This window comes from Clostridium sp. Marseille-QA1073, from assembly GCF_054863625.1.
This window is the reverse complement of sequence record NZ_JBSVQM010000070.1, coordinates 1-1,157: the sequence shown is the minus strand read 5'-3', so window position 1 is coordinate 1,157 and position 1,157 is coordinate 1. Positions and strand designations below refer to the sequence as shown.

Annotated in this window: 1 protein-coding gene; it reads left to right on the top strand. The window is 32.8% G+C overall.

Features of this window, described 5'->3' with window-relative positions; translation table 11 throughout:
- Positions 1 to 105: 105 nt before the first annotated feature.
- On the top strand, positions 106 to 1,134 hold the full coding sequence (locus ACY1IQ_RS21115) for a PTS sugar transporter subunit IIC (protein ID WP_039631315.1): 1,029 nt from the start codon (positions 106 to 108) through the stop codon (positions 1,132 to 1,134).
- Positions 1,135 to 1,157 lie beyond the last annotated feature (23 nt).

The following is a 1,157-nucleotide window of genomic DNA, read 5'->3' as shown; positions in this document are numbered from 1 at the left end:
TCAGATTATTTTAAAAAGAATAAATATTTACTTTTTAGCTAAATTTGTCCATATCTAATGAATTTAAATTTATAAGATTAAAATAAATTTATAAGGAGGCCATTTATGCTTACAATTATTAAAGGAATAGGGTTATTAATTTTCACTTTAGCTTTATTTTCACTATTTAGCTTAAAAATGCCTAAAGGTCAAAAAGCTATGTCTGGGTTAGCTAATGCAGCGGTAGCAACTTTCTTAGTAGAAGCTATTCATAAATATATTAGTGGTGACTTATTAAATATTAGTTTCTTATCAACAGTTGGTTCCTCTTCAGGAAGCATGGGAGGAGTTGCAGCAGTTATATTAGTTGGCATTAGTATGGGTATTAATCCTATATATGCTGTAGTTGCTGGAGTAGCTGTGTCTGGCTACGGAATATTACCAGGATTTATTGCAGGATATATAGTAGGATTGATTGCTCCATATATAGAGAAAAAATTACCAGAAGGTTTAGATGTTATAGTTGGAGCATTATTAATAGCTCCAATAGCTAGAGGTATTGCTTTAGGCGTAGATCCTGTAGTTAATGCGACTTTAATCAATATTGGAGAAATGATTTCTATAGCAGCAGAGCAATCTCCTTATTTAATGGGATTCCTACTAGGCGGAATTATGAAAATGATTTGCACATCTCCATTAAGTTCAATGGCATTAACTGCTATGCTTGACCTTAAGGGTTTAGCAATGGGTATTGCATCTATTGCCTGTGTAGGTGGTTCATTTACAAACGGAATGATTTTCCACAAATTAAAATTAGGAAATAAAAGCAATGTTGTCGCTGTAATGCTAGAGCCTTTAACTCAAGCACATATCGTAACTGCCAATGCTATACCAATATACGTTTCTAACTTTTTTGGTGGTGGACTTTCAGGATTAGCAGCTGCACATTTTAAAATTATAAATAATGCTCCAGGAACAGCTTCTCCTATTCCTGGGTTATTAGCACCTTTTGGCTTTAACAATCCTCTAAATGTAGTTTTAGCAGTAGGTCTTAGTGTTCTAGGTGGATTACTAGCTGGTGAAATTGGAAGTAGAGTATTTAAAAAGCAAGCTAAAGCTCCTCAAAATATCAATACTATAAATGAGGTTGCATAGACTTTATATAATTAAAAATTTAT

What these genes read in the sequence shown, in the direction of transcription:
- ACY1IQ_RS21115 (WP_039631315.1), top strand. Translation starts at nt 106, where the DNA reads ATGCTTACAATTATTAAAGGAATAGGGTTATTAATTTTCACTTTAGCT.